18 protein-coding genes are annotated in these 23,298 nt (G+C 58.1%); 6 read left to right on the top strand and 12 right to left on the bottom strand.

Annotated features, from left to right (window positions below):
• Window positions 1–62 precede the first annotated feature (62 nt).
• From ACP3PW_RS13470 to ACP3PW_RS13460, 3 genes are read left to right on the top strand one after another with little or no spacing between them, the layout of a single operon-like run.
• Window positions 63–494 (top strand): hemerythrin domain-containing protein, encoded by a 432-nt coding sequence (locus ACP3PW_RS13470; RefSeq protein WP_426417246.1) that lies wholly within the window; start codon window positions 63–65, stop codon window positions 492–494.
• Between the two features lie 14 nt (window positions 495–508).
• Entirely contained in the window at window positions 509–817 is a 309-nt protein-coding gene (locus ACP3PW_RS13465; protein ID WP_426417245.1) for a DUF2249 domain-containing protein, read from the top strand.
• Window positions 760–2,160, top strand: coding sequence for a hypothetical protein (locus ACP3PW_RS13460; protein ID WP_426417244.1), 1,401 nt, complete (start codon window positions 760–762; stop codon window positions 2,158–2,160). Before ACP3PW_RS13465 ends, ACP3PW_RS13460 begins: the two co-directional genes overlap by 58 nt.
• Before the next feature lie 26 nt (window positions 2,161–2,186).
• Here ACP3PW_RS13460 and ACP3PW_RS13455 read toward each other — a convergent pair whose 3' ends face one another.
• A complete protein-coding gene (locus tag ACP3PW_RS13455; RefSeq protein ID WP_426417243.1) occupies window positions 2,187–2,519 on the bottom strand; it encodes a hypothetical protein in 333 nt (110 codons plus the stop codon).
• A 141-nt stretch (window positions 2,520–2,660) separates the two neighbouring features.
• Here ACP3PW_RS13455 and ACP3PW_RS13450 point away from each other — a divergent pair, with 141 nt between their 5' ends.
• Window positions 2,661–3,845 carry an HD-GYP domain-containing protein gene (locus ACP3PW_RS13450; RefSeq protein ID WP_426417242.1) on the top strand — a complete coding sequence of 395 codons (1,185 nt, stop codon included), beginning with the start codon at window positions 2,661–2,663 and terminating at the stop codon, window positions 3,843–3,845.
• Window positions 3,846–3,884: 39 nt separating this feature from the next.
• On the opposite strand, the gene recD is transcribed toward ACP3PW_RS13450, so the two are convergent.
• The 4 genes from recD to ung all read right to left on the bottom strand — a co-directional run bounded on the left by recD (window position 3,885) and on the right by ung (window position 13,582).
• Complete coding sequence (recD, locus tag ACP3PW_RS13445) at window positions 3,885–5,861, bottom strand: exodeoxyribonuclease V subunit alpha (RefSeq protein WP_426417241.1); 1,977 nt, start codon at window positions 5,859–5,861, stop codon at window positions 3,885–3,887.
• Complete coding sequence (gene recB / locus ACP3PW_RS13440) at window positions 5,854–9,420, bottom strand: exodeoxyribonuclease V subunit beta (protein WP_426417240.1); 3,567 nt, start codon at window positions 9,418–9,420, stop codon at window positions 5,854–5,856. Before recB ends, recD begins: the two co-directional genes overlap by 8 nt.
• Complete coding sequence (recC, locus tag ACP3PW_RS13435) at window positions 9,417–12,776, bottom strand: exodeoxyribonuclease V subunit gamma (RefSeq protein ID WP_426417239.1); 3,360 nt, start codon at window positions 12,774–12,776, stop codon at window positions 9,417–9,419. The genes recB and recC overlap by 4 nt, the downstream gene beginning before the upstream one ends.
• 113 nt (window positions 12,777–12,889) lie before the next feature.
• Complete coding sequence (gene ung / locus ACP3PW_RS13430) at window positions 12,890–13,582, bottom strand: uracil-DNA glycosylase (protein ID WP_426417385.1); 693 nt, start codon at window positions 13,580–13,582, stop codon at window positions 12,890–12,892.
• A 208-nt stretch (window positions 13,583–13,790) separates the two neighbouring features.
• Here ung and ACP3PW_RS13425 point away from each other — a divergent pair, with 208 nt between their 5' ends.
• Both ACP3PW_RS13425 and ACP3PW_RS13420 read left to right on the top strand, forming a co-directional pair.
• Window positions 13,791–15,440, top strand: coding sequence for an AMP-binding protein (locus ACP3PW_RS13425; protein WP_426417238.1), 1,650 nt, complete (start codon window positions 13,791–13,793; stop codon window positions 15,438–15,440).
• 27 nt (window positions 15,441–15,467) lie between these two features.
• Window positions 15,468–16,424 (top strand): HDOD domain-containing protein, encoded by a 957-nt coding sequence (locus ACP3PW_RS13420; protein ID WP_426417237.1) that lies wholly within the window; start codon window positions 15,468–15,470, stop codon window positions 16,422–16,424.
• Here ACP3PW_RS13420 and ACP3PW_RS13415 read toward each other — a convergent pair.
• The 7 genes from ACP3PW_RS13415 to recJ all read right to left on the bottom strand — a co-directional run bounded on the left by ACP3PW_RS13415 (window position 16,405) and on the right by recJ (window position 23,295).
• The gene (locus ACP3PW_RS13415; protein ID WP_426417236.1) at window positions 16,405–16,716 is read right to left on the bottom strand and encodes a hypothetical protein; all 312 of its coding nucleotides are present in this window, start codon (window positions 16,714–16,716) and stop codon (window positions 16,405–16,407) included. The genes ACP3PW_RS13420 and ACP3PW_RS13415 overlap by 20 nt on opposite strands.
• A gap of 9 nt (window positions 16,717–16,725) precedes the next feature.
• Complete coding sequence (locus ACP3PW_RS13410; RefSeq protein ID WP_426417235.1) at window positions 16,726–16,923, bottom strand: hypothetical protein; 198 nt, start codon at window positions 16,921–16,923, stop codon at window positions 16,726–16,728.
• Between the two features lie 101 nt (window positions 16,924–17,024).
• Window positions 17,025–17,774, bottom strand: coding sequence for a TIGR00266 family protein (locus ACP3PW_RS13405; RefSeq protein ID WP_426417234.1), 750 nt, complete (start codon window positions 17,772–17,774; stop codon window positions 17,025–17,027).
• Window positions 17,775–17,910: 136 nt separating this feature from the next.
• Window positions 17,911–18,651 (bottom strand): TetR/AcrR family transcriptional regulator, encoded by a 741-nt coding sequence (locus ACP3PW_RS13400; protein WP_426417233.1) that lies wholly within the window; start codon window positions 18,649–18,651, stop codon window positions 17,911–17,913.
• Window positions 18,652–18,741: 90 nt separating this feature from the next.
• On the bottom strand, window positions 18,742–20,274 hold the full coding sequence (lysS, locus tag ACP3PW_RS13395) for a lysine--tRNA ligase (RefSeq protein ID WP_426417232.1): 1,533 nt from the start codon (window positions 20,272–20,274) through the stop codon (window positions 18,742–18,744).
• A gap of 89 nt (window positions 20,275–20,363) precedes the next feature.
• A protein-coding gene (prfB, locus tag ACP3PW_RS13390) for a peptide chain release factor 2 (protein WP_426417231.1) occupies window positions 20,364–21,462 on the bottom strand; the annotation gives its coding sequence in 2 pieces (ribosomal slippage) (window positions 20,364–21,386 and window positions 21,388–21,462; 1,098 coding nt in all).
• Between the two features lie 105 nt (window positions 21,463–21,567).
• Complete coding sequence (gene recJ / locus ACP3PW_RS13385; protein ID WP_426417230.1) at window positions 21,568–23,295, bottom strand: single-stranded-DNA-specific exonuclease RecJ; 1,728 nt, start codon at window positions 23,293–23,295, stop codon at window positions 21,568–21,570.
• Window positions 23,296–23,298: the final 3 nt, after the last annotated feature.

Here is a 23,298-nt window from a genome sequence, read left to right as displayed (position 1 = left end):
GGGATCATGTTTCCAGCCCCATAGATCGGTCACAATGGAGCTGAATTCATCAGGAGTCTCCCATGCCCGCCATCACCGACCATATGAGCGCCGACCATCGCCGCTGCGACGAACTGTTCAGTAGCGCCGAAAACCACGCCGATGCCGGCCAATGGCCCGAGGCAATTTCTGCCTGGCAACAGTTTGATGAGGCGCTGCAGGCTCACTTTGGAATGGAGGAGCAGGTCCTGTTTCCAGCCTTTGAATCCGCCACCGGGATGACGGCAGGTCCGACGGCGGTCATGCGGATGGAACACCAACAGATGCGCGCCCTGCTGGCCGAGATTTCCGAGGCCGCTGGCAATCAGGAACGCAGTGCGTTTCTCAGCGGCTGTGAAACCCTGATGATCATGATGCAGCAACACAATATGAAGGAGGAGCAGATCCTCTACCCGATGGCGGATCGCTCCCTGCCAGATGCCGGGACAACCCTGCAACTGATGCAATCTGCCTGAGCGGCATCCCCTCCATGGCCGCCATCGAGCTGGACCTCAGTGAGCTTGAACCGCCGCACCCCTGGGAGCGAGTCGTTGAGCAACTGCCCAAACTGCAACAGGGCGATTGGCTGCAACTGTGGCATCACCGCGAACCGATCCCCTTGTGGAGCTTGCTGAAACGGCTGGGACTGAACTACCACTGCATACCCGTCAGCGCACTGAGCGTGGAGCAGCTCCAACAGTTGGGGGCCGTTCCCCCGCGAGCCCAATACTGGTTGCTGGTATGGAACAGCTCCGACACCGAATCTGCCAGTACCTGCCAGTGGCTGTTAGGGTCATGAATACCGCGGGCCTCGATTTCGACCATATCCCTCCGCTTTCGGTCCCCTTTCGTTTCTTTATCAGCGCCAGCCTGTTTGGCATTCTCGCCGGTATTGCCCTGCTACTCCTGCCCACCCAGATACCCGATCAGGGTAGCGGTCAGCTGCTGGGAAATCGCTGGCACCCGGCCCTATTCAGCATTACTCACCTTATCACCCTGGGGGTCATCATAATGGTGATGTTCGGTGCACTGTTCCAGATCCTTCCCGTGGTTGGTGCACCGGCGGTGGCCAACGCGCGCTGGCGAGCATGGCTGATCCACCCCCTACTGTGCTGCGGCACCCTCTCCCTTGGCGGAGGGTTCTGGTGGTTCGGGAGCGACGCTGCTCAAGGGGCATTGCTGGCGGCCATGGTGCTGCTACCAGCGGCTCTGTTACTGGCGCTGTTGAGTTACCTGCCTCCGGTACTCTCCGCCATGGGTCACAACCCCAGCCTGCGCCAAGCCAGCTGGGCACTGCTGGCGTTAGCCGTCACCCTGCTATTGGGAATATGGCAACTACTGGGATGGAACCTCCCCGCCCAGTTTTCCCTTAACCGAACATTGACAGACCTGCATGCACTCTGGGGAGTTCTTGGTTGGTGCCTGCTGCTGATCGGCGCGGTTGCCTATCAGGTGGTGCCTATGTTCCACACCACCCCGGCGGTACCCAAAGTCGTCCAGTGGAGCAGCGCTCCGCTACTGATCGCATTACTAGCCGGGCTCAGCCTGCCCATGGCCATCAGTGCGTCCCCCCTGCTGGAGATTCTGCTCTCGCTCTATGCTCTGGCACTGGCCGGAGCGCTACTTTGGAATCTGGGGCAGCGCCGACGCCGTGTTGCCGATGCAACCCTGCGCGCCTGGCAACTGGCGGCGACCAGCCTGCTAGTGGCGGTACCCTGCTATTGGCTTGAGCGTTACGGATGGCTACCCGCCTCCCTGGCTTTTACGCTGTTACTCTACGGCGGTATTCTAAGCGTAGTGATCGGCATGCTACTGAAGATCAGCGCCTTCCTTCTCTACCTGCACCTGCAACAGCGTTGCGGTCTCTGTTTTGAGGCCTTTGGGAAACTACCCAAAATGCATGAGTTTATCGCCCGCGAACAGGGGAGTCGGCTACTGCTGTTACACCTTGCGGCACTGCTGCTGTTGCTCACGGGCATGGCCGGTTTACTACCGGCCACCCTCAGCGGCCTCGCTCTGTGCGCCGAGTTCTCCTATCTGCTATGGCTACAATGGCGTGCGCTGGTCCGTTATCGACACGCCTGCTCGGAGATCGACGCACTGCTGAGAACGACCCAGGATAGTCCCTTGGCCACTCCCTAGCGACTCATCGCCGCTGCCCCATCGGGTTACAAGTTCAGTGGATTAAAGGTGCGGGCTGCGGTGCAGTACATCTGCTGCTTGCGCTGATACGCGGCATTGTAGGGATATTGAGTGTTTTTCACTTTATCACCATAGCTTCGGCAGCGCTGCTTAAACTGCTGCTTGGCCAATACCCGACAACGCCGATAGTCGATGCTGCCAACACGATAGTTGTAACACACCGAATGCGGCAAAATGCGGTACTCCTTTTGCTGCCAACGGGGGGCTACCCGTGTTGAATCGGTATCCGTTCCGTAGCAAGGCAAGGCGTGGGGTCCAATAAAAAGAGTCGCCACTGCCATCCATCCATGGATTGTCATGTTTTTGTCCTCGTCTCAACAACGACTTCCTCGTCCCTGAAGAAGTGATCGCTGGGATTATAGTCCAACAATGAACACATGACCGGCGCTCGATTTTTATCTTATACTGGTCGCCTGTTAATGACTGCTGTCTGGATACCCATGAGTCAACGATTTGTTCGAGTGAGCGTTAGCGATATCGAAATCGGTAGCCCCCTCACCGAGTCCATTTTTAATTCCGGCGGAGATCTGTTGCTGCGCAAAGGGCGCATGATCACCACCGATCGCCAGCAACGCATCCTGCTCAAGCAAGGATACGTTGATCGCGTGTCGGCGGGATCCAGCTTTAGCAGAAGCAACCAGAACCACGACAGCTACCGTCCCGCCGCAACCAGCAGCAGCCGTAACCGAAAAGAGCAGGATGAGGACATCTTCCTGCTCGTGAGCCAGTGGTTGAATCGCCTGTTCCAGTTATTCAATCTCTCGCAAAAAGAGCAAAACGTCGATTTCAGCTATCAGGTGCTACAGCTGGCACTGGATATTCAGCTGCAGTGCCAGCGACGCTCCGATACCGTATTGGCCGCGCTGCAGATGGACCACGATAACCACTACGGCCTGATCCACGCTCTTCACTGTGCGGTGATCTGCGAGGTGATCGCTAAAGGCGAACACATCACCCAGCTGGAGCGGGTATCGATGATCGCGGGTGCCCTGACCCACGACTTCGGCATTATCTCCATGCAGGATGCCCTGCACCAGCAAGCAGAAAAACCCAGCGATGAGCAGTGGGAGCTGATTCACCAGCACCCGGATAAAGGGGAAGCTCTGCTGCGGGAACAGGGCATCGACGACCCCGTATGGCTGGCGTTGGTACGCTACCACCATGAGCGTCTCGATGGCAGCGGATACCCCGATGGTGTTGGCAGTGCCCAACTCAGTATTCCGGTACGCATCATGTCCATCGCCGACACCTACACCGCCATAACCCGCCCTACCGCTTTTCGCAAAGAGAGCACCGTTAACAGCGCCCTGCGAGTGCTTTACACCGAAGGCGACCAGAAACTGGACCGACATCTGGTGGAGCGCTTTATCAAACGGGTGGGTATCTATCCCTGTGGTTCATTGGTGCGCCTAAGCAACCGCGAGGTCGCGGTGGTTGTCGAACAGAACAAAGAGATGAAGTTACCCAAAGTGACCGCTTTGGTGGCCGCCAACAGTCATCCTCTGGCCAAGCCCCAGCCTCGCGACCTGGAAACAGATGGGCTGCAGATCGTCGGCGTCGAGCCCTACGGCAAATACCGCAGCCTGCAACCGGCGATGGAAACCCTTTGGGGCAACTACCTGTAACTCGATCTCGGCGGAAGCGGCCAGCAGGGCGTCAACTCCCTAGTGCTTCTCCCGCCACAACCGTTCCGCTAACCCCGACACCCGGTGGGTACGGGTGCGCAGGGCCCGCTCCAGTACCGCATCACTGACAAACAGATCCAGCCGTTTGCGCGCTCGGGTAATACCGGTATAAAGCAGCTCGCGACTGATCAACGCAGAGTGCTCCGGCGGTAACACCAGCAGAGGGTGATCAAACTCCGAGCCCTGTGATTTGTGTACCGTCATCGCAAAAACAGTACTGTGCTGGGGCAAACGACCAGGGGTAATCCAGCGCAGCTGCCCCTGGGCACTCTCGAAACAGATCCGAATCTCTCCGCCGCGCTGTGGATCGGGCATGGCGATGCCGATGTCGCCGTTAAACAACCGCATACCGTAATCGTTGCGGGTTACCATCACCGGGCGCCCCACATACCAAAGGCCGTCCCCGACAATGAGCCCGTGCTGGCGCAGCGCCCGCTCGACCCGAAGATTTAACCCCTCTGCGCCATAGTCGCCTTGATGCAGAGCGCACAGGAGCTGAAAACGACCGAAGGCGCCAAGCACCGCCAACGGATCAAATCCATCTTCATGCTGCAGTTGTTGCAGGTAGGGAGCGTAACCCTCCACCGCCCGTTCCAGCATCTGTCGATAGTCCTGCTGGCTCACCTGAAAGCGGTTCAGGTCAGCGGGGCCGGAGTCCAGTAGCTGGCGAGCCTGGAGACCGTCGCCAGCGTTAACCGCTACCGCAAGGCGACCGATACCGCTGTCACCGGCAAAGCGGTAACTGTGGCGTAGCAGGCCGATGCTGTCGTTGATCGACGCGATGGGTGCACGGGGCATCTGCGCTGAAGGCTCTGCCAGGCGAGGGTCGGAACAGAGTGCCGCCAACTGCTGCCACTGGGGCTCTGAATAAGCGGGAACGCCTTGACCGCAGATATCGCCCAGTACGCTGCCCGCTTCTACCGACGCCAACTGGTCACGATCCCCTAACAAAATCAGGCGTGCATCGTCCGGCAACGCTTCCAGCAGGTGTGCCATCATCGGCAGGTCCACCATAGAGGCCTCGTCCAGCACCAGCAGGTCGATCAGCAAGGGGTTGTCCCGATGGTGACGAAAACGGCCACCGCCGCCCTGCCACCCCAACAATCGATGCAGGGTGGACGCCTCTTCGGGAATGGCAGCCAGCAACTGCGGGTCTGCCTGCAGGGAGGATTTGGCCTGTTTGATCGATTCGGTAAGCCGCGCCGCTGCTTTACCGGTGGGAGCCGCCAATCGAATTCGCGGAGCGCCTCGATGAGCCTCGCGATACTGCTCTACGGTCGCCAGTAGCAGCTTGGTGACCGTGGTGGTTTTTCCGGTCCCCGGCCCGCCACTGATGACGCTGAAACGACGGGTTACGCTAATAGCCGCGGCCACCTGCTGCCAATCCAGCTCAATTTTGTCCGAGCCAAAGAGGCGTTTAAGCGATGCCTGCAAGGAGGCGGCATCAACCAGTGAGGGGGCCATGGCGCGCTTGCGAAGATTCAGCGCCAGACCACACTCATATTGCCAGTAACGATTGAGATAAAGACGTGAGCCATCCAGCACCAGCGGTTGGGAAATAGAATCCTGTGCCGCCTGCTGCCAGCTTCCCTTAACCTCATACACCACACCATCGGTGTACGCCGCAACCGCGGCCAGCGCCCCACGCCAGCGACCCACATCGGGCCACTCCCGCAACGGCAGGCCGCAATCCCCTGCGATCGTCCCCAGGTCAATACAGACATTGCCTTTGGCCAATTCGGTATTGAGCAACACCGAGGCCAGCAGCAGTTCGTCACAGGGTTGCCCATTCAGTTCAACCATAAAACGGGCAAAGTGCCAATCGAGGGCGCTGATCCGCCCCTCCCTGCGCAGCGCCTGTAGCGACAAGGCGAGCGAGGAGCTGGAGGCCGGCGTCGTGTTAACGCTAGCCGTTGCACCACTATCCCGAGCCTGCTCGAATCCATTATCACTCATCGCCAGTCTCCAACAGTGCATCGAGGGCCGCAATCAGTTCGCCGTCGGGCTTATCAAAATAGATCCCCTGCTCCCCGCTACCATCGGCCATGCCGCGCAAGAACAGGTAATAACACCCCCCCATGTGCTGCTCGTAGTCGTAATCGACTAACCGCGTTTTCAGGTAGCGGTGCAGCGCCAGCGTGTAGATCACATATTGCAGATCATAACGGTGTTCAAGCATCGCCTGCTGCAAGGCCGGGAGGGAATAATCCTGCAGCTGATCTCCGAGGTGGTTGGATTTATAGTCGAGCACGAAATAGCGCCCCTCGTGCTCAAAAACCAGGTCGATAAAACCCTTGAGCATCCCCTTTAGGCGCTGGAAGCTGAGGGGGGGGACGGCACCGACAGGCAGGTGACCGTAGCGCTTTAGCAACCCATTAAGTTCAAGGGCATCGAGTCCTGCCACCGGTAGCAGAAACTCCATCTCGACCCGTTTTTTATTGTTCGCCACGCGGCTCAGTGAAAACCTATCGGCATGATCGGGCAGCGGGCTGGCTAATACCTTGAGTAGCCAATCACCGAGCGGCTCCACCCACGCCGAATCGTAACCCTCCCGCTGCAGCCTGGACGCCAGCATGCTATGAAGCTCACCCCCATCGGCCGTATCAAATTCCATCTCCTCAAACAGACTATGGAGAAAGGTACCCGCCTGGGCTCCACGGGGAAAGTTGAACGCGCTCATCTCGGTTGGCAGCGCGGGCCCGGAAGCACCCTGCACCTGTTCGTGTTGCAACTCCGGGTCGTAACCTGGCAGGTCGGCTGCCCGGACCGGTGCCGGCGCGCCATAGGTAATCAGCCCCGAATAGCTGCCAATACGCCAGTCACGAGTAATCTTGCCGCTAAAGGTACGGGCGGCCAGCACCGGTGCTGCTGTACGCGGAGGCTGTGGCGGGGGGCAATCCTCTAGCGGTGCCGGTGCAAGCTGCAACCCGTTGTCGCCGAACTCCTGTTGCGCGTACTGCTGCAGGCGTTGCAACTGACGGCCCAACCCATCCTCTGCGAGCGAGCCCTGACCGGCGCTGTTAAGGAGGTACCCGATTGCGCTGTCGGGCAGGTTGCTACTGGATTTGCTGCCCTGGTTGGCCACCCCCATATAACAGGCGTAGATCGAGCGGGTCAGGGCAACATAGAGCAAGCGCAGATCTTCCGAAAGGCGTTCCTTGTCGGCCTTCTCCTGCGCCGACTTACTGTCGCTCAGGTCCCAATAACGGTGTCCCGCTTCATGGTAGTGGGAACTTTTCCGGTCTTTATGGCAGCTGACAAAGGGCAAAAAAGTGACCCCGTACTCCAACCCCTTGCTGCTGTGAATGGTAACGATCTTTACCAACTTGCGGTCGCTTTCCAGGCGCAGCTGCTGATCGTCGGTGCCTTCACCCTCCGCCGCCAGCTGCTGCACAAACCAGCGTAACAAACCGTGCTCGCCCTCCATCTCGAGGCTTGCCTGCTGCAGCAACTCCCCCAGGTGCAGCAGGTCGGTCAGGTTACGCTCGCCCTCATCTTTTGCCACCTGCGACTCGGCAATCCCCAGCTCGCGCATCAACTGGTGCAGCATCGGCAGCACTCCCTGCTTCTGCCATCGGGCTCGGGCATCGATAAAGAGCTGCTGCATCGACTCCCAGCGCGCCTCATCACGGGTTAACTGATCCAGCTCTGCTGCACTGTAGTTCAGCAACGAGGTCGCCAGGGCGGCGTTAAAGAGGCGCTCGTTGGTAGGCTCGCTCACCGCTATCAGCACCCGAAAAAGATCCCGCGCGACCGGGGTCGCAAACACCGTATCACGACTCAGAAACACCGCGTCGATCTGCTGGGCCGCCAGCGCTTCTCGCACGATGCGGGCTTCAAAGCGGGATCGAACCAGTACCGCGAAATCCCCCGGTTGCAGGGCACGATCGCCGATAACGGCTCGGCCAGCATAGGCTTGGGCCAGCAGACGGCTGATCTCCAGCGCCGTGGATCGGGCAAAGGTCTGACGAATATCCCCGGCAGCCACACCCGTATCGCCGGCAGGATGTTGCCAGATACACAGGCCACTAACCACGGCACCCTCAACCAGCAGTGGCGCGGTATCGGATTTTCCGGCGGCCTTCACCCGCTCATAGGCGATCTGCTGGTCGTAGATAAAGGGCGATTGGGAGAAACCGAACAGCGCGTTGACCCCATCCACCATGGCCTGGGTCGAGCGCCAGTTGGTCCCCATACTGTAGGCGCCTGCGGCACTGTCGCGGGCCTGCATATAGGTAAAAATGTCGGCACCGCGAAAGCTGTAGATCGCCTGCTTGGGATCACCGATCATCAACAACCCGGTATCACTCGCGCGTTTGAAGTCATACAGGGCACTGAAGATACGATACTGCAACGGGTCGGTATCCTGAAACTCATCAATGAGCGCCAGCGGATAAAGCGAGCGGATGCGCTGGGCCAACTCCTGGGCACGTTCACCGGACAACGCTTCGGCGAAACGACTCAGCAAATCGTCGGGCATCATTAACGCGTGATGCTCTTTCTGTCGTTGCAGGTGCTCGCGCACAAATTTAATGGCCTGCCCCCGTAGCAGCGCTTTGTAGGGAGGCTGCTCAATGAGCAGTTCATCGACGCTGTCGAACAATTTGTGGCGCGGCGGCTCCCCTCCCTCTTTGGTTTTTTCGATCAACACCTGCTGACTAAATCTATCGAGGCTCTTAGGTAACGTTAGCTCAGCGGAAAGCGCCCAGTCGCTGACGCCCTGCAACCAGGTTGGTAAATATCTACTGGAGTAGGAGCGTTTATCTACTGCCGATGCTCCAATCAAACTCTGGATATCCTCGCAAGCTTGCAGCCATGCAGCTTTAAACGCTTCTATCCGCTCCCGGTGGGCGCTGTGCAACGATAGCAAATCAGCCCCCTCAAGCTTGGGCACCAACTCAGTATCATGAGCACTGATCATATTGTTTATATCAGACAACAACTCCTGTGGTGTTTTCCACAGACCGTGAACAATAGATACCAGCTCATCGTCGAGGGGATAAAAGTTATGGCGCCAGAAGTCGTTCACCGCAAGGGCTTTGAGCGGGCGCTCATCCATCGTGAATTCGCTGCTAAACAGGACGCCACTTTCGAAGGCATTACGGGTCAGCATTCGCCAGCAAAAACCGTGAATAGTGTAAATGGCAGCCTCGTCCATCTGCCGCGCGGCCTGCTCCAGCCGCCCTGTTTTTTCACGGTCATCGAGGGGAGAGGCGGCGAGGATATCCTGTAACGCGGCATCTTCGCACTGGCCGCTCAGTATCACCTGACGCGCTTCCACTATGCGGCGGCGTATACGGTCGCGTAGCTCGCTCGTGGCGGCTTCGGTGAAGGTCACCACCAAAATCTGATCACAGCTTAAAGGTTGGTCGCGGCCCACCGCCAACAGCGCCCGCAGATAAAGCAAGGTGATGGTATAGGTCTTGCCGGTACCGGCACTGGCTTCGATCAACTGGACGCCCTGCAGCGGAAGCTGTCGCGGGTCCAGAGGACGAGTCGGGGTATTGCCCCTCATGAGCGTTTCTCCGCTTTGGATCTCTTAACCTCAAGTTGCTGCAGCATGGGCAGCAACACCTGCTCCGACAACGATGTAAACTCACTGGTACGCAGGGCGCCCAGGCTGGGAAACACCCGCGACCAATAGTCATCGGCAGAGTCTCCGGGATTAAAGTCTCCATCCCAGGCACCGGCTACCCGATTCCAGCGCGCCTCTTCATCTTCCTCTTTGTCGTGGGCCCGCACCCAGGCCATGGCCGACTTCAACGGTAGATCGAGGGGTTGCTGCTGCCCTTGCAGATAGAGTTGCATCAGTTTCTCGAGGTGTTCCAGCGCCCAGAGGGGATCATCGATGGCCCCTAGATGGGCACAGTTGTCGATGGCGACAAAGCAGGATTGGGTGGGTGTTCCGCTGGCATTCAACGCAAGGTGCTGCAACCACAGGCGCAAGCTGTCAGCGTCGCGCAGGTTACCGGCCCGCCACAACACCAGACGGTCGCCGGCAAACAGGTTGCCAATTCGTCCCACCAAGCGCCCCGAAGGCAGCTGCAGGTCCAGGGGCTTTGTGTGCTCGGGTCCGCAGCGCAACTCCCGCAGAGGTTCACTCAGGTTCTGGGCGCGCTGTACCCACCCGTTCATCTGTGCCTGCCCGAAACCGGCATGGGCCAGCGCCCCGGACAAACGTAGTTTCTGCTCCCATCCCGGTGTGCTATCGCCTTGCAGTTGCTGCTCCACCAGTTCAGTACAGGCCTGATAGCGCAACAGGTAGTCTTCGGCGAAGGGTTCATCGTCCTCCTCCATCGCCTCGACATCATCGAAAAATACGCGAAGTCGATGGTTGAAGAAATAGCGCGCGCTATTTTCGAATAACCGATTAAACGCCGGCAGTTCTACTATCACATTACCACTGAGCGCTTCTCCCTCGGGAATAGGAAGAGGCTCGCCACAAAAAGGCGGCTGCGGCTGGCCAACGCCTGCCCGATGGTGTTCATCCAGCGTGCGGGCCACGCTTAACCAACGCTGATCGTAGCTAACATCATGGTTGGTTGCATCCGCATCACTAATAAAGTTTTCCACCCCGAACGGCTGCAGGCTGTGCTGCCTTTGCAGGCTATCTAGCAACGCCTTCGCGCTGTTACTCTGAGGTAATTCAAGCGCGTTGCGGGTAACAAACCCCTGCTGGCAATATTCCAGCAGTTCGGTCACCAGGACCGATGGCACCTGATCGCTGTTATCGCGGATACTGCGTCCAACATAGCTGATATAGAGTTTTTCCCGAGCAGACAATAGTGCTTCCAGAAACAGGTAGCGGTCATCGTCCCGCCGGGAGCGATCGCCGAGGCGAGGCTTGAGTGCCATCAGGTCGAATCCCATCGGGGGCAACGATCGCGGATAGGCACCGTCGTTCATACCCAGTAGGCAGATCACCCGAAACGGAATCGAGCGCATCGGCATCAGGGTGCAGAAGTTGACTTGCCCTGCCAGGAACCGGTGTGAGCCTCCGTCATCTTGCAATATGCCTTCCAAATGCTCCAGAAAAACTTCCGGGGACAGCTCCTCGTCAAAACCAACCGATCTCAACCGGACCACCAGCTGATCAAGGGCACGGCGAATCACCCGAAAGCTGAACTCGGTATCGCTATCATCGCTATAAAATGCCTGTAGCAGATCGTGACAGCGCTGCTGCCACACAGGCGCGGTGGCCGGGGTAGCCAAGGATCGCTGCAGCTGGTCGAGCTGTTCCAGGTAATCGATCAGCTTACCCAGCTTCTGCGCCCCCAGCCCCTCAATACCATCAAAGGGCTGGATGCCTGCGAAGCTGCCTTCGCGCTCTCGGCGGGAGATGCCCAGCAACATCCGCCGCAATCCGAAGCGCCAGCTGTTCTGGTGCTGGGGGTAGAGTCCGGCCCGCTGCAGCTGTTGCGGGTCCAGCCCCCAGCGAATACCACTACCGCGAATCCAGTCGCGCAGCTCATCAAACTCATCCTGCTGCAACTCGAAGCGCTGCATCACTTGCGGCACTTCGAGAATATCCAACAAAGCTGTCACCTCGAAACGACTGCCCGGTACCGCCAGTAGCTGGAAAAAACTGACCAGTAACGGATTCTCCTGCTGCACACCACGATCCGCGATGGAGCAAGGAATATCCTGGGTGCGATTGCCGGTGCCGCTACCAAACACGGACTGAATAGACGCACTGTAGTTGTCGATATTGGGGACCATCACCAGCACATCCCTCGGTTGCAACGAAGGATCGGCATCGAACAGCGCCAGCAGACGATCGTGCAACACCTCCACTTCGCGCATCGGACTGTGGCAGCTGTGTAATTCCAGCGAACGATCATCGGCTTGCAGGGGCGTTTTATGATGGCTGTTATCGGGCAGGGGGGTCGCCGGCGGTAGCTCTCCCCGGTTGTTCAGGTCCAGCAAATCACGCTGCAGCATACCCAGCAGGCTATCCTCGGGCCGTGCGACAAAGCGCTCGTCGTGCTCCACTGGGAGCGAAGGATCGAGACTATGCAACTGGGCCTGGTAGTCCCGCCCCAGTTTTCCCATGGAGGCGAGCAGCGGATTATCCCCCCCTGTGGATTCCACCACCTGCTGCCAACGAAGGTGCGCGGAATCCTGTAGATCCCCCCAATAATGGCGGCAGGGGTTCAGCTGCATAATATGGACATCACAGCGCTGGCCCAGGTGGTGCAGTATCTCCAGATATTGCGGCGCCAATGCCGAGACGCCGAAGACAAACAGTCGCTCGGGAAGATCAAGCTCCGAAGCCGTTGGGAGCGCATCAATAAAGCGCTGTTGCAGGTTGGCCCGGTGTGCACCGTTACTGTTGCGCTCGCGGTTGTATGCGACCAGGGCACGCCACAGGATCGGTTGCCAGGGATGCTCCGCTACCCCATCGGTACCCGGCTCGCCCCGCTCCCAGTCAAGAATCCACTGGGGCCGGTACACCAGGTACTGATCGAAAATATCCGCCACCTTCATCGCCAGCTGGTAGCGTTTGCGTTGCCGATGATCCTCCGCGAGGTAACCCCTCAGAGGAGCAAACTCGGGTGCGGACAGATACCGGGGCAGCAGGTGCATCAACGCCCAGCCCATCGACTCCTTATTGAACGCCGACTCCTCGGGCATACCCTCAATGACGCGGGTAAACAGCTGCCAGATAAAACTGGAGGGGAGCGGAAAGCGGATGTTGGCAGCGATGCCCAGATTTTCAGCCAATCCCAGTTTGAGCCACTGCGCCATACCTGGGCTCTGCACCAGCACCACCTCATCGGCCAATGGATTGGACAACGGGGCTTCGCGAATTTTATCCGCAATCAGGGCCTGGTGAATTTCGGCAAAATTGGAGTGATGAATGTAAAGCATCGCAGGTCCAGACCCTTAAAAGATAGTGCTACAGGCTACCCGAGGCGGTGCAGCTTGACCATAGGGTCTCCCACCTACCTGTCGTCTATTGCGACAGGTTTAGCAGAGCCCGTTTAATCATCGGGGTTCTGGGGCAACTGCCACTCTATGGGTTCGCAGTGGCGTTGCGTCAGCCAACGATTGGCAGCGGAAAAATGGCCACACCCCAGAAACCCGCGATGGGCGGACAGTGGCGAGGGATGAGGAGCGCGGAGCACCAGATGACGGTGTTCATCGATAAAGGCCCCCTTACGCTGGGCGTAGCCACCCCACAACATAAAGACCAATCCGTCACGCCGGGCGTTCAGCTCGGCGATGGCGCGGTCGGTAAAGGTTTCCCAACCCTGTTTTTGATGGGAGGCCGCCTGCGCCTGCTCGACCGTCAGCACCGAGTTCAACAGCAGTACCCCCTGTCGAGCCCAGGAGATCAGGTAGCCATGCCCCACCCGATCGATGCCCAGATCGCGCTCCAGCTCCTTGTAAATATTTATCAACGAAGGAGGGATACGAACCTCAGGGCGCACCGAAAAGCAAAGGCCATGGGCCTGTCCCTCGCCGTGGTAGGGATCTTGCCCCAGAATCACCACTTTAACCTGGTCGAAGGGGGTGGTATTGAACGCGTTGAAGATCTCCCCATCATCTGGATAGATGGTTTTACCCGCCTGCTTCTGTTGCAGTAAATAGTTTTCCAAGTTCACCATATAGGGGTCGTCGAACGCCCCTCCCAACACCGCCTTCCAACCCGGTTCAAGCTGAGTCGATCTCATCATTGTTTGGATTTCCTGAGTGGTCAATTGCGCCGCAGACGCGTCCGATTATAGCCAAAGCCGGTGCAGACTATCACTACGGCACCCTGATCCATCATTCACCAGATAGATAGTTTGCCCCTGAACCTTGCCCTCCTCCCCATCCTTTGCTGCAATGAGAGGAGCGTCGCCCCTGTGCGATCACCATAAAAATAACAGTGAGCATCCTATGGACTACCGACTTCCGTTAGCACAGCTGGCCCACAACGTCGCCAACTGCCCCGACAAGCCCTATCTGCACCAACCCAGCAATCGCCAGTGGACAACGCTCAACTGGCGTGAAGTGGACCATCAGGCACGCTGTATCGCCAATGGCCTAAGAGCTCAGGGATTTGAAACGGGAGACCGCATCGCGATCTTCGCGAAAAACAGCGCCGAGTGGTTTATCAGTGATTTCGCCATCATGATGGCAGGTATGGTCAGTGTGCCGATCTACGCCACCGCAGGGGCCGAAACGATCCGTCATATACTCCAGCATAGTCAGGCCCGGGCGGTCTTCGTGGGTAAGCTCGACGGCATGGATGCTGGCCGTGAGGCGATACCCGAAGAGCTGCTGCGCATCGCCTACCCCTACCCAACACTGGATTGCCAGCAGCAGTGGAGCGACTGGCTAACCCGCTACGAGCCGCTGCAACAGGTACATGAACCCGAGGCCGACGACATCGCAACCCTGGTCTATACCTCCGGCTCCACCGGTTTACCCAAGGGGGTTGTACTCAGTTACCGTAACATCTCCTCCTCCGCCTGCGCCTTTACCAAAATATATACAGCGGAACCCGACGACAGCACCATGTCGTACCTGCCGCTGGCCCATATTACCGAGCGCTGCGTGGTTGAGCTGCCCTCTCTCTATTCGCAGGTCGAGATCTACTTTGTGGAGTCCCTCGACACCTTTATCGATGACGTCAAACACGCCCAGCCGTCGCTGTTTGTTTCCGTACCCCGCCTGTGGACTAAGTTCCAGGGCCAGGTGCTGGCACAGATGCCCCAGAAAAAGCTGCAGCTACTGCTCAAAATCCCTTTTCTCAACACCCTGGTGCGGCGCAAGATTCGCACCGCACTGGGATTAAACCGAGCGCGCCTGTTCGGTTCCGGTTCGGCCCCGATCTCGGCCGAGATCCTGCGCTGGTACGCGGCGCTGGATATCCATATTTCAGAGGGCTGGGGAATGACCGAAACCTCGGGGCTCTCCTGCGGTAACAACCCCTTCTCCATGAGTCGGCTAGGCACCATCGGCGTACCCCAGAGCTGCGTCGAGATGAAGCTCTCCGACGAGGGCGAGGTACTGATTCGCGGCGATGCTGTGTTCCGCGAGTATTACCTCAATCCCGAGGCCACCGCAGAGGCGTTTGTCGATGGTTGGTTCCGCACCGGCGATCGCGCTAACCACCGCGCCGATGGCGCCTGGGAGATCATCGGGCGGGTCAAGGAGCAGTTCAAAACCGGCAAAGGCAAATATGTCGCCCCGGTGCCGATTGAAAGCAAGCTGGCGCGCAACCACGATATCGACCAGGTCTGTGTGATGGGGTCGGGTCGCAAACAGCCGGTGGCGGTTATCGTCCTCAATGAACAGGCGCGAGAACATACTTCCGCCCTGGAGCAGGGGCTAAAAAAGACCCTCCTGGCCGTTAACGCCGAGCTGGAGAGCCACCAAAAGCTCGATCACCTGATCGTATCTGACGAGAGCTGGGACATTGACAACGGACTGCTCACCCCGACCCTGAAAATCAAGCGCGATAAGCTGGAGAGTCGTTACGGACACCTGCTCGATCTCAAACTGGCGGATACCGTAGTCTGGGAAAACGAACTCGGCGACTGATGCACAACCCCGGGTAGAGGGCTACAATTGACCGGAGCCCAGGCAGTAGTCGCGATGGGGGAGCTGATGGCCACGGGAAAAGGGTTTCACCTGACGCTGTACAAACGAATTCTGGATGGCAAAGTGGAGTTACCCTGCCTGCCCGACGTTTCCCTGCGCATTCGCCAAACCATCGCCCATAGCGACTACCACCTGCAAGATCTGGTGCAGCTGCTGTTGGGCGACCCGGCTTTAAGCGGTCACTTGCTGAAGATGGCCGACTCCCCCCTCTACCGCCAGCCCACCCCCGCACGAGACCTGAAAACCGCTATTCAGCGCATGGGGGCCAGCGCGACCAGCAACATCGCAACCACCTACAGCATCAAAAACCTGTTTTTCTCCCGCAGCCCGCAGCTTATGCAATATATGCGCGAGCTTTGGCACCGTAGCCTAAGAACCGCAGCCATCTGCTCGGTGCTGGCCAAACACAGTACAGTGATCGAGCCCGATCAGGCGATGCTGGCAGGGCTCATGCAGGAGATTGGTTGCCTGTTACTACTGGTCCACCTGGAAGACCAGCCCGATCTGTTAAACGAGCCCAGCGAAGTGTATCGAATGTTCGATGAGGTGGGGGGAGATATCGGCGTGGTACTGCTCAAATTCTGGGGGCTGGACGGGCTTTTCGTGGATGCTATCCGACAGCGCAACCACTGGCTACGGGATAGTCGGCTGCCCTACGATCTGGTGGATCTTTCGATCCTTGCGCGCCACCTGGCTTTGGGCCATAGCCCCCAACGTTTTAACCTTCCTGAGCTGGAGTCGATGCCGATCTACAACAAATCGATCTTTGCGCTGATGCGAATGCCCCGTGGGCTGGGGTTATTTGAACACCTGCGCCCGGAGATCGAAGAGGTGCTGCTGTTGCTGGGGGGGAGCCTGACGCCACCGCCACCACCGACCCCGCGCCGCCCGGTTATTCCTACGCTCAGAAATCGCAACGTATAGCACGACGCTGGCTATCCACCAGCAACCCGATTTTGGCCGGCCCCTCGACCGACTCGATCATCAAAAAACCCTGTGCACAGACGGCCCGCTGCTTGGCGGCCCTGGCAGAGACGTATTGATCCATCTCGGGAACATTCAAAATCATGCTAAAGCCCTCGTAGACGATACCGTCCTCTACCGAGGAGTGTTTCAGAAAGCCCTTAAAATGTAGCATGGCTACGGTGACCAGCACCGTGCCAAGAGCGGTCAGAATCAACTGCAAGGGCCGATTATCCTTTATCGAACTGTCCATGGCAGCCTCCTACTTCACCGAGTCACGCACGGCATCGGCGCTGTCTTTGAGTGCATCCCCGATGGTGCGACCGCTTTGCTCCAGACGCCCTTTGAGAGAGTTATCCTGAAAAGGGTTTTCCCAAATATCCTGCCCCTTACCCAGGTTAACCCCCACCCACAAGCCAGCGACCAGACCCAGTACCACACCCAACAACAACGTCTTCATTCCAACTCCCATAAAATAACCTACCCGCTCCTGGGGGTACCCTATTGACTCACGCAGCCCACTCGCACCGTCGCCCGGCGCGATAGCCAAACAACGACGGACTAACTCTCCCCTTTACTGGAACCACCGGCATTAGGCGCATGGGCCAAAATACGATCAGCCAGACGCGAAAACGGCAGGCTCTGAATCCACACCGAGCCGGTGCCACTGAGGGTTGCCATCACCATGCCTTCGCCACCAAAGAGCATGCTCTTGAGGCCGCCACTGAGGGCTATGTCGTATTCGATTCCCTGAGAGAACGCCACCAGGCAACCGGTATCGAGGCGCAGGATTTCGTTGTTTAACTCCTTGCGCATCACCGTACCCCCGGCGTGCACAAACACCATGCCGTCGCCCTCCAGCTTTTGCAGGATAAAGCCTTCGCCGCCAAAAAAACCGGAACCGATACGCTTATTCAGTGCAATTCCCACCTTGGTGCCACGGGCCGCACAGAGAAAGGAGTCTTTCTGGCAGGTCAACTGGCCACCGATTTCGGCGAGGTTGACGGGAATGACCGAGCCCGGATAGGGTGCCGCGAACGCGACCTTCTGCTTACCCTCTCCCTCGTTAGTAAAATGGGTCAAGAAAAGAGATTCCCCTGTGATCATGCGCTTGCCGGCGCTAAACAGCTTGCCCATCATCCCCTGATCCGCGTCGGCACCATCACCCATGCGGGTCTCGAAGGCGATCCCCTGCTCCATATAGGTCATGACCCCGGCCTCGGCGATCACTGCCTCTGCCGGGTCCAGCTCCACTTCGACCATCTGCATATCGTGGCCAATAATATTGTAATCCACTTCGTGACTCTGCATATCTCTCTCCCTGTTACCCTGCACTCTTGGGTAAAACGCCCCCTGAGGAGCAGATCAACCCGTTGAACACTCGTACTCTATTTCTAGCAGACAGCGCCCGATTCAGCAGGCCACTTGCGCGCAATCCAGCCGATGGCTACTCGGCCAAACCCAGCGTCTGCAAAAAGTGGCGGTGTAAAATCGCCCGCACCGGCACCCGGTCCTGCTCCGCCTCGCCATGAAGAAGACACTGGTATTCGCAATCCATGATCACCGCGTTGGTCAGGTTCGCATCCAGTTCCGGTTCGCTGGTGCCGAGGCGCTGGTAAAAGCGCACCAGCTCAACCAGCAGATCCTGACGATACCCCAGCACCATCTCGCGCAAGCTGCTGGAGCGCAGGGCTTCCTGATGCAGGGCGTGCTCGGCCAGCAGGCGCTCCCGCTGGGTGCTGAGTTGCATGCGAATAAATGCCTGCCCGATATCGGTGATATTGGCCACGAAGATACGATGGCTGGCGACGGAATCATCGAGCTGGTTATAAAGCTGTTCAAGCTGGGCGCTATGTTCAACCCAGAAACGGTTGACCTCAGCCATCGTCTGCTCGACGAAGAGCGCAAAGGTATCGCTGATCAGGTCATTGATATCTTTAAAGTAATAGGTAGTCGCCGACAGTGGCACGTCGGCTTCTTTCGCCACCGCACGGTGACGGATGCCCCGCACACCCTCACGAATAGCAACCCGCAGGGCTGCTTCGAGAATGGTCTTACGACGCTGTTCGCTGCCCCTGCGGCTGGTCTTGCGACCACGGTATTTAACCAGATCTCTCACGCCAGCCTGGTTTTCGCCAGCCTTGCCCTCTTCACCAACCAAAGTGCGCTCCCCCTTTACACTGTTCATCCACTGATTTTTAGCGGGCCTCGCGATGAGTCATCCTGATCTATGCGCGACCGCACCCTCCCTGGCACGGCGGTATTCGTAGGATTTCTATTATGCCTGAGGACGCATGTGGGGGAATAGCAGCACATCGCGAATAGAGGCCGAGTCGGTAAACAGCATCACCAAACGGTCGATACCGATACCCTCACCGGCCGTTGGTGGCAAACCGTACTCGAGGGCACGCACGTAGTCGTCGTCGTAGTGCATCGCTTCATCATCACCCGCTTCCATCTCCTCTACCTGACGGCGGAAACGTTCGGCCTGATCCTCGGCATCGTTCAACTCGGAGAAACCGTTTGCTATTTCGCGACCACCGACGAAAAACTCAAAGCGGTCGGTGATCTCTGGGTTGTCGTCGTTACGGCGGGCCAGGGGCGATACTTCGGCCGGATACTCGGTGATAAAGGTCGGCTGAATCAGCTTCTCTTCGGCCGTCTCCTCGAAGATCTCGGTCTGTAGCTTGCCCAACCCCCAGATCGGCTTCACCTTGATGTGCAGCGCCTCGGCCACCTGTTTGGCAGCATCGTAGTCGAGCAGTTGCTCGCGTTTGAGTTCGGGGTTGTAGCGGAGAATTGCATCGACCATGCTCAGGCGCTCGAACGGCTTGCCAAAGTCGTACACCCGCTCTTCAACCACATTACCTTCATTATCCTTGATGGTGCAGGGGAGCTCGGCTTTACCCAGTACCCGCTGTGCTACGTAGCGCAGCATCTCTTCGGTCATATCCATCAGGTCGCGATAATCGGCATAGGCCTGATAGAACTCGATCATAGTGAACTCAGGGTTGTGGCGGGTGGAAAGCCCTTCGTTACGGAAGTTACGGTTAATCTCGAACACCCGCTCAAACCCGCCGACCACCAGGCGCTTGAGATAAAGCTCCGGCGCGATACGCAGGTACATATCCAGATCCAGCGCGTTGTGGTGGGTCACGAAGGGACGGGCCGCCGCGCCACCGGGGATCACCTGCAGCATGGGTGTCTCGACCTCCATAAACTGCTTGTCGGCCATAAAGGTTCGAATCGCTTCCACCACCTTGGAGCGCACCACAAAGGTAGCCCGTGACTCGTCATTCATGATCAGGTCGACGTAGCGCTGACGGTAACGCATTTCGGTATCCTCAAGCCCTTTGAACTTATCGGGCAGGGGACGCAGGGATTTGGTGAGCAGTTGCACAGAGTCCATATCCACGTACAGGTCACCCTTACCGGAGCGAGCCAGGGTACCTTCGGCGCCAATAATATCTCCCAGGTCCCAATGCTTGATCTCAGCCAGCAACTCCTTATCGAGCACCTTACGGTTAACGTACACCTGGATGCGCCCCGAAACATCCTGAAGCTCCATAAACGCGCCACGATTGAGCATGATTCGGCCCGCAACCTTGACTCGAATGCCCGCGTCGGCCAACGCCTCTTTAGTCTGTTCGAGGTAAGTTTGCTGGAGATCAGCCGCCAGCGCATCGCGGCGAAAATTATTGGGAAAAGCCACCCGTTTCTGACGAATATCCGCCAGCTTTTCACGCCGCAGCGCGATCAGCTTGTTCTCCTCGAGAGCCTGGGATTGAGCGGTTTGAGTATCATCGGTCATGGTCATTTTCCTGTTAAACAAACTACCGGACAAACGGCCCGGCCACGTTATTCGTTATTGAGTTAGCGCTGGGTTGGGGAGGCTGTAAGCTAGAGTCCCATTTTCAGGCTGGCTTCGATAAATTCATCAATATCGCCATCCAGCACCGCGCCGCAATTACTGGTTTGGACGCCGGTACGCAGGTCCTTGATGCGCTGATCATCCAGCACGTAGGAGCGAATCTGGCTGCCCCAACCGATGTCGGACTTGGTCTCCTCCAACGCCTGGGCTTCGGTGTTACGCTTTTGCATCTCCATTTCGTACAGCTTGGCTTTGAGCTGCTGCATCGCCTTATCCTTGTTCTGGTGCTGGGAACGCTGATTCTGGCACTGCACCACGATGCCGGAGGGTTCGTGGGTAATACGGATTGCGGAATCGGTCGTGTTAACGTGCTGGCCACCGGCACCGCTGGAGCGGTAAGTGTCGATACGCAGATCCGATGGATTAATTTCAATTTCGATGTTGTCGTCGATCTCCGGGGAGACAAACACCGCCGCGAAGGAGGTGTGACGACGGTTGCCCGAATCGAAGGGGGACTTACGCACCAGTCGGTGCACGCCGATTTCCGTGCGCAACCAACCAAAGGCGTATTCACCGCTAAACTGCACGGTCGCACTCTTGATACCCGCCACATCGCCAGCGGAGACTTCGATCAGCTCAACCTTAAAGCCCTTGCTCTCCCCCCAACGCAGGTACATACGCAGCAAGATATTGGCCCAGTCCTGGGCTTCGGTGCCACCGGAACCGGACTGGATATCGAGAAACGCGTTGTTGGGGTCCATCTCGCCGGAGAACATCCGCCGAAACTCCATCAGTTCAAGTTGCTTGGTTAAATCGCCCAGATCGTTTTCAACGTCGGCAACGGTGTCGGCGTCATCCTCCTCCACCGCCATGTCCAGCAGATCGCGGGCGTCAACCAGCCCCTCATCGAGGTTGTCGATGGTAGCAACCACCGCTTCCAGCGCCGCTCGTTCGCGCCCCAGCGCCTGCGCCGTGTCGGGGTCATCCCAAACCGAAGGCTGTTCCAGCTCCCGGTCTACCTCTACCAGACGCTCCTTTCTGGCAGCGTAGTCAAAGATACCCCCTAAGCACGTCGGTGCGCGCCTGCAGATCCTTAATAGCCTGTACAATCGGGTTTACTTCGAGCATGGATATCCCTTAGCTGAATTCTGTCGTCAAAAAGCGCGCCATTTTAACCGATCAGTTCGGCGCTTTCACTGTGTTTTGTACCTATGTGCGTGGTAGTTGCAGTACTTAACCGGCGGGCGCCAGATGCTCCACCATCAACTGCACGCTCTGGCGGCCCCGGAAATGGTTAATATCCAATTTAAAGAGCAGTTGCACCCGCGTTACCTGTGGATCGGGCCAACACTCAAGATCAACGTTAAACGCAATGGCATCGACACAGACACCGCTATCGGGCAAGGCTAATACCAATTTCAGGTGCTTGTCGGCCACCAGCTTCTGACCCAGGATCTCAAACTCACCATCAAAACGGGGTTCGGGAAAACCCTGCCCCCAAGGACCTGCATCGCGCAGCTCCGTGGCCACCTCGAGACTGAACTCAGCGGAACCCAGCTCACCGTCACTGAGCAAACGCGCTTGCAACTGCTCGGCGCCCAGCCAGTCGTTGGCCAGCGCCTGAAATGAAGCTACAAACCCATCGTAATGTTCAGCAGGAAGAGTCAGTCCCGCCGCCATGGCGTGGCCACCGAATTTTGGAATCATACCTGGATTGAGGGTGGCGACCCGCTCCAACGCATCGCGCATATGGAAGCCCGCGATCGAGCGGGCCGAGCCTTTGAGAAATCCATCACCACCATCAGCAAACGCGACTACCGGGCGGTGCACCCGCTCCTTGATACGGGAGGCCAGAATGCCGATCACGCCTTGATGCCACTCGGGATCAAACAGGCACAGGGCATTGGGCAGAGCACCGCTGGCATCGAGTTCGGTGGCGGAGAGAATCTGCAGCGCCTGCTCCTGCATCCCCGCTTCGATATCGCGCCGCTCCCGATTCAGGGCGTCGAGCTGTTGGGCCAGCTGTTGGGCCTGCAGCGGATCATCACACAGCAAACACTCGATGCCCAGGGACATATCATCCAGGCGCCCGGCGGCGTTTAAACGCGGTGCCGCCGCAAACCCCAGATCACTGGCACAGACATTGGATAACTCACGCCGCGCAATCTCCAGCAGGGCACGAATACCGGGACGGCAAACACCCGCACGGATCCGCTGAACCCCCTGGTGCACAAGAATACGGTTATTGTGGTCCAGGGCTACCACATCGGCAACGGTGCCCAGCGCCACAATATCGAGGTACTCCGCCAAATTCGGCTGCAAGCGCTGTCCATCAAACCAACCCCGACGGGCGAGCTCGGCACGCAGCGCGCAGAGCACGTAAAACACCACCCCGACTCCGGCGCTGTTCTTGGTGATCGACTCGCACCCTGGCTGATTGGGGTTAACGATAGCAGCGGCGGCCGGCAGCTGATCGCCCGCCAAATGGTGGTCGGTCACCACCACGCGAATACCCCGCCGATTGGCTTCGGCGACCCCCTCAACACTGGAGATGCCGTTGTCGACGGTGAGGATCAGACTAGGATTTAGCTTCTGCGCTTCGACCACAAGCTCGGGACTAAGGCCGTAGCCATACTCAAAACGATTGGGTACCAGATAGTCCACCGCTTGGGCCCCCAGTCCGCGCAGCGCCAACACCGCCAGCGCAGTACTGGTCGCTCCGTCTGCATCGAAATCCCCCACCACCAGCACGGATTCGCCAGCTTGCACTACGTCGGCCAGCACCTGAGCGGCGACATCAATCCCCTTCAGCCCCTCAAAACCCTGCAACTGTTGCAGGGTTCGCTGCAACTGATCAACGCTATCGACACCGCGCGCGCCGTAGAGCCGCTGCAGCAGAGGTGAAAAACCGGAAAGGTCGACCTCCCCGGGCAACGCCCTGCGCTGAATATCTACTGCCATTGC

Origin of the sequence: Aestuariirhabdus sp. LZHN29 (genome assembly GCF_049985285.1) — a bacterium.
In the GTDB taxonomy this organism is placed as follows: Bacteria; Pseudomonadota; Gammaproteobacteria; order Pseudomonadales; family Aestuariirhabdaceae; genus Aestuariirhabdus.
This window is presented reverse-complemented; position numbering and strand designations above follow the sequence as displayed.